General features: G+C 53.5%; 5 protein-coding genes. All 5 read right to left on the reverse strand.

Annotated elements, in window-relative coordinates; all coding sequences use genetic code 11:
- Positions 1–436 precede the first annotated feature (436 nt).
- The 5 genes from DWX39_RS11155 to tet all read right to left on the reverse strand — a co-directional run bounded on the left by DWX39_RS11155 (position 437) and on the right by tet (position 5,202).
- A complete protein-coding gene (locus DWX39_RS11155) occupies positions 437–703 on the reverse strand; it encodes a transposon-encoded TnpW family protein (RefSeq protein ID WP_035300361.1) in 267 nt (88 codons plus the stop codon).
- An 84-nt stretch (positions 704–787) separates the two neighbouring features.
- Positions 788–1,207, reverse strand: a complete 420-nt coding sequence (locus DWX39_RS10510; protein WP_021631987.1) for a cysteine-rich VLP domain-containing protein — start codon at positions 1,205–1,207, stop codon at positions 788–790.
- Positions 1,204–2,670, reverse strand: a complete 1,467-nt coding sequence (mobQ, locus tag DWX39_RS10515; protein ID WP_117759895.1) for a MobQ family relaxase — start codon at positions 2,668–2,670, stop codon at positions 1,204–1,206. The genes DWX39_RS10510 and mobQ overlap by 4 nt, the downstream gene beginning before the upstream one ends.
- Positions 2,671–2,964, reverse strand: coding sequence for a DUF3847 domain-containing protein (locus DWX39_RS11055; protein WP_021631985.1), 294 nt, complete (start codon positions 2,962–2,964; stop codon positions 2,671–2,673).
- A 300-nt stretch (positions 2,965–3,264) separates the two neighbouring features.
- Complete coding sequence (gene tet, locus DWX39_RS10525; RefSeq protein WP_117759896.1) at positions 3,265–5,202, reverse strand: TetM/TetW/TetO/TetS family tetracycline resistance ribosomal protection protein; 1,938 nt, start codon at positions 5,200–5,202, stop codon at positions 3,265–3,267.
- Between the last annotated feature and the right edge of the window lie 382 nt (positions 5,203–5,584).

A 5,584-nucleotide genomic window follows, 5' to 3' on the forward strand; every position in this document is an offset into this window, starting at 1 on the left:
CAACCGTGGTGGCTATGGCGACCGCGGTGGCAACCGTGGCGGCTTCGGCGGCAACCGTGGCGGCGACCGCGGCGGTCGCGGTGGTGATCGCGGCGGCCGCAACGGTGGCGGCTTCCGCGGCAACCGCTTCTAATTGGGTTGCGCGGGTTTACCAAACCGCGCCACTGCTCGACGCTGCGCGCCCACCAGAGCGACAACTTGTCATTCAAAGAGGACGGCATGACCAGAAGGTCTATGCCGTCCTCTTTTCATGCCAATTTGTTCGCTCTGGTGGGCGCTCGCTTTCGTTGCCGAAACATCGACATTGCCTTGGTCGAAACCTGCCAAAAAGGGACAGGTTTATTTTGGTCGGTTTTATCTGGGCAAACGTGGTCATCTATCGCAATGTAGTCGTTCGGGTTTTGTCAATAAGGATAGAGAAAAAAGTAAATTATTTTTATGAGGTTACAACATCGGATTGAATAAGGCGCAGTACCTTGTCGGTAAAGGTTTCCCGGCTGGTCTGGCTGAAATGGAAATAAATATCAAAGGTCGTACCGCCAACGGTCTTTACCATATCGGGTGGCGGTACGTCCGGGGCGGGTGAAGCGTTGCCGCCCGCCATCACGGGCAGGGGGATGGCCTTGCCCTCTCTGCTGGTGCTGTCGCTCCCCTCCGGGGCGGGGATGGTGCTGGTGATCGTCATGCTGGGGTCGTAGGTCATAGGCTCTCCTTTCATCATTCATCAAAGTTAATCCACGTGAGCGCCATTTTGCCGCCCACGTTGGAGTGGGGGAAGGGGAATGTATTAGTCCCCCTTTGAGGACTGTCCACAAGCCCCCTGATTGCAAGGCTTTTCAGCCTCTAAATGTCCACGCCTGCGGCGTTCCCGTTCGCTGGCAGCTTTCTTTCTCCGGCGCACATTGGCGGCGCACTCGTCACAGTATTTGCCCCGATTGGAGCGCGGCACGAACATCGCCCCGCACTCGGCACAGGGCCGCGCCTGTCCTCGGTGGAGCAAGGCGGCACACAACCCCTTGTCTGTTGGCAGGACGGCGGCGCGGAACCATTTACAGACCAGGGAATAGGTGATACTCTGGACGCAGACACAAGGCTCCCAGCCGTCATCAAGAGCAAGACAGTTGCCGCCGTCATAATTGCAGCAGTCATGCACCAGCCGCCGGACGGCTCGGTACTGCTGGTAGGTCAGTCGGGGAATGCCGTTCACCGCTCCACCTCCCGGCGTTTCTGCTGGGTCTGCTCCTGCTGGTGTATGGCAGCATCGGCGTTCCGCTTCACCTGTTGAAGCCGCCGCAAATCGTCTTGGATAGGCTTGTACTGCTCATACTCGGCTGTGTACTCCTGGTGAAGCCTCGCCTGTTCCTGTTCCCACGCATGAACGGGGATTTTACCAGCAGGGGAACGGTGCTTGTCCAGCTTCCGGCGGGCCATGTGGAACGTCCTCAACTCGTTCTCATGCTCCCTCTCGAATTTTTCCCGCTTGCCCTTCCACTTGATACCCTGCAACTCGTCATAGACGGGCTTGGTGTCTCGGTAGAGGTCAACAAGGCGAAGCAGTTCCTTCAATTCGTTCAGACGGTCACGCTTCGCTTTCATGGATGTGTTGATGGCCTCCGTTCGTTCACTCTGGGCGGCGATATGGGTCTCTAAATCTTCCAGCGTAGCGATGCCCCTCTCGGTCAGAAAATTGATGGCCTCGGCAAAACCTTTAAGATTTCCAATCCTGGCGTTGCGGCTCCATGCTCCGGCGTTCCGGCCCTCATAGTAGTCGGTCAGCAGGGCGGCAAGGGTCGGGGCCTGGGGCTTGCTCAATTCTTCTTTTATGGCCTTAATCCAATCCGTCAGGCCGGCGATTTTCTTCCGAATATCCCGCAGAATGTTGTTGGCCTTTTTTATCCAGCGGTTCAGATCGCCCTTGTCGGCGGGGATGCCCTTGGCCTCCATCTGGCGGACGGCCACGCCCTCATGGACGGTGGGCAGCAGGTCAAGGCCCTGACGCTCATAGGAGCGGTGGTCGATGCGGCAGGTCAGCCCCTTTTCCTCAAACTTGGCGTTCACCATAGCGGCCCACGCCTCCCGCCAATGTTCCAGTGTTTCCGGGCTTCCCCAGTCGGTAGTGGGAACAGCGTCAAAGAGGGGCTTGCCGTCCTCTCCCATAATGCGGTTCCCGTCCTCGTCCAGACGGTAGCGGCGGCGCTGCTTGCACCCCCATTTGCCGTCTGGCTCAATGGGCCGGATGGGGCAGAGAACATGAAAGTGCGGGTTAGGAATACCGCCGTCCTCCTTGTCCGGCTGGTGGATGGCAAAGTCGGCAATCATGCCCCGGCCCACAAGCTGCTCCGAAACAAATTGCCTTGCAAGAGCGATGTTTTCCTCCAATGAAAACTCGTTCTGCAAGGCAATGTCAAAGCTATATGCAAGCTGGGCTTTCTTGCCGCGCTCGGCCTTCTCCACGGCGTTCCAGAGGGTGGCGCGGTCTTGGTACTGGTTGGGGGCCTGGGGCGGCAGGAGAATGTCTGTGCAGACCACGCCGCCCTTGTGGGTGTAGTCGCTGACCTCGCCATAGTATTCGCTATACAATTTCTCCCCGGCTCGGTAGGCGGCGGACGTGACAACAGACTGTCCCGCGCTCCGTTTGACCTGGGTAACGTGGAGATGGAACAGGGTCAATTATCCGCTTTCCTGCTGGTCAGTGGCTTGGCTCACCAGGGCGGCAACTTCCGGCAGGGAAAAGACCTTTTCCATCAAAAGAAAAAAGGCCCTTTCGCTCATGCCGCGCACCTCCGGGGCGATACTCTCCACCGCTCCGCCACGGGTGATAAGTCGGTGGTTTCGCTTCTTCCTTTCGCCTTGGGTGTAGTAGCGGATGCGGTTCTCATACCGCTGGCCTCTGTGCTGGTACTGCTCCAACTTAGCGGTGGCCTCAGCATACTCTTTCTCTAATTCTTCGCGTGACTTGTCCATCGTGTTTGACCTCCTTCTTGGCAAAACAAAAGACCGTCTACCTGCTGTGTCGGGTAAACGGTCAAGGGTAACGGTATTCGGTTTTAGCCTCGCTGGAAAGGTGCAGACGCAGAGCGGATGTACCTTTCCAGCGAGGGCGCAGGGATAGCCGCAAAGCGGCGCAAGGGGCGCAGCCCCTTGTACGGAGCGGAGCGACGCAAACGGCCCGGACTTTCGGAAGTCCGGGCCGTAGCCTCGCAGAGCGCACGATACATGGTCGCAGACCATGTATAGAAGTGCGCCCTTTGTTCCAAAGGGATTTTATAAGTCCATCATTGATGGGAGAATTTTGTTGAACATATGGCGCACCTTATCAATCCGGGTGTTTGGGCGGCGTGGCTGAAAAACTGGTTCGCCGCTGGCGATTTGATACCCCTTCAATTCTGTTAAACAAACGCTTCTCCCGTTTGTATAAAAGGTGAGGTCATTGCGGTACTCTTGCACACAGCGGGCAGGGATTTCGCCAGTAATAATCACCTCGCTGTTTTTAACCTGGGTCGTTTCAATACTCGCGCAATATTTTGGTGCGTCATGATAAGCTCTGGAGAGATATTCCTGCGGCGCATAGAGTGTAAAAGAAAGATATGGTTCCAATAGCTGCGTCCCCGCCTTTTTCAACACCTGCTCCAATACAATAGGTGCCAATGACCGAAAGTCTGCGGGAGTGCTGACCGGACTATAATAAAGCCCATACTCAAAACAGATTTTACAGTCCGTTACCTTCCATCCATACACGCCTTGTTCCAGACCGTAGCGGATACCATCCAATACAGCGTTTTGAAAACTCTGATTCAAGTATCCAACGGAAACTTTGCTCTCATACTGCACTCCGGTGCCAAGGGGGAGAGGGGTGACGGACAGCCCGATGGACGCCCAGAATGGATTGGGCGGCACTTCGATATGAATGGTGTGACTTACCGCTTTCAATGGCCTCTCCATATAGATGACGGCAGGTTCTTTTGCAGTTGTGTTGAGCTGATATTTTTCCACCAGAAGATCAGAGATAATTTCCAATTGTACCCGGCCCAAAAAGGAGAGAATGATCTCATGGGTCACAGCGTCTACTTCATAGCGCAGAAGCGGGTCGGTATCCGCAATTTCTGTCAAGGCGTTTAACAAGCGTTCCCTCTGTTCTGGTTTCTCTGGTGCAATTGTTGTCCGCAGCAAAGGGAGAGGATTGTCGCTCCACGTTTCACGGGGCAGCAGCAGTTTGTTTCCCAGCACATCATTCAGCCGCAAACTGTCGCAGGGTACAATGACGATCTCGCCCGCATGGGCAATCTCTGTTCGGACAATCTCACCCTTTGAGGGGATACGCATTTCCGTAATTTTCAGTTTTTCTTTCCCTGCCAAGGCTACGGAATCCCGCAAATGAAGCGTACCGCTATACAACCGCAGATAGGCAAGGCGTTGGCTCTGGTTTGCGTACTCAACTTTGAACACAGTTCCGCACAATTCAGAGCTGTTCTGCCCGGTGGGTGATTGGAATGTATCTGTGACCGCTTCAATGAGTTGTCGGATTCCCAAGTTTACCTTGGCACTGCCATGATAGACCGGAAACAGAGAGACGCTTTGGATTCTCCTGTTTTCCTCCCGCAGAAGTTCTTCTTTGTCCATTGGTTCTCCGGCAATATATTTCTCCAACAATTCATCACAGTCCGCAATCACGGTATCCCAATTCTCCAGCCCCATGTTTTCCATGATGGATATATCCGGGGAAAGCTGCACGTTCTGCTTAATAATCATATTTGCGGAGAGCTTATCTCGGATAGACTGATACACACCTGGCAGGTCAATCCCGTCCTGGTCGATTTTGTTAATAAAGATAACAGTTGGGATTTTCATTACTTGCAGAGCATGAAACAGAATACGGGTCTGCGCCTGAACGCCGTCTTTTGCAGAAACAACCAAAATCGCTCCGTCAAGAATGCCAAGGGAGCGATAGACCTCCGCTAAGAAATCCATATGCCCAGGAGTATCCACAATGTTGACCTTACAATCGTGCCACTGAAAGGAAGTGACCGCCGTTTGAATGGTGATTCCACGCTGCCGCTCTAAAAACATGGTGTCCGTTCTCGTTGTTCCCTGATCCACACTGCCGGGCGCCTCGATTGCTCCGCTGGTATATAACAGGCTCTCCGTCAAGGTCGTCTTACCTGCGTCTACATGAGCAAGAATGCCAATATTGATGATTTTCATATGATTGTCCTCCATACAAGGCCCAGAAGGGCGCAAAAATCCCCAGCGACAAATACTTTTACCGCTGGGGATGATAGGTAGGACACACATGAAAACTGCGGCCAAGGCTGGCCGTTGTCTATCACGATATGAAATGAAAAGGCAAAAGTATTCTTAAATTGGGTACAAAAACCAAGCCCTCTCCTTGAGGACGTTTGTCTTTGTTCCCATTATCAAATTTTATTTAAGAATACCTTGCCGCATATTGATAAACTCCTTTGCTTGGATGTTTATATAGTATCGCATATCAAATTCCCAAAAGCAACCCTGTTAAGATAAATTTTTTCTGTCACTGCACCTCCCTTGATTACCTTGATTGTCATTTTCATTGCAACAGCCTCAG

It is taken from the genome of Collinsella sp. AF19-1LB (assembly GCF_003459655.1).
Classification (GTDB): Bacteria; Actinomycetota; Coriobacteriia; order Coriobacteriales; family Coriobacteriaceae; genus Collinsella.